The sequence below is a fragment of the Vibrio sp. Y176 genome (assembly GCF_033438945.1).
On record NZ_JAWOQS010001116.1, the window covers coordinates 1 to 532 of the forward strand.

Here is a 532-nt window from a genome sequence, read left to right on the forward strand (position 1 = left end):
CAAAGCCGTCGATCATGAAACCTTAAATACTCAAGTAGGAGTGAGCTACATTGAAGATTTGTGGCTGGTGGATATTGCGTATCGCGGCTCATTTTTCCGCAATGACAAGTCCGCACTCTATTACGGCGGCATTACCAACCCTTACGCCAATCACCTTGCGTATGAGCCTGACAACGACTTTCACCAATTTGCTGTCACAGGGAATTATCGGTTGAATCAACAAACGTTCAGCGGCCGCTTACTTTGGTCACAAACGTCTTCTGAAGGCGGGGTAAATCCGTTTCCGCAGTCCCCCGTTAACTCCAATACATTCCATGGCGAAACCAACACTTGGCAAATGAGCGCGGATCACCACAACAAGCTTTCGCGAGACACAGCTTTCGCCATTTCTGCGGACTATTCAGACAAAGACGATAACTCCGATAGAAACACCATCATCGGCTCTACAAGAGAAAAATACGACCACACAAAAACCAAACTGGAAACAACGTTGACGCATCGTGTTGCGTCTGATGTGAAGGTGAATGCGGGT

At 47.6% G+C, this 532-nt stretch carries 1 protein-coding gene; it reads left to right on the forward strand.

The window, feature by feature from the left end; translation table 11 throughout:
• Positions 1-532 (forward strand): MtrB/PioB family outer membrane beta-barrel protein (locus R7O13_RS30505; protein ID WP_318305676.1); only part of this gene is annotated, 532 nt, incomplete at both ends.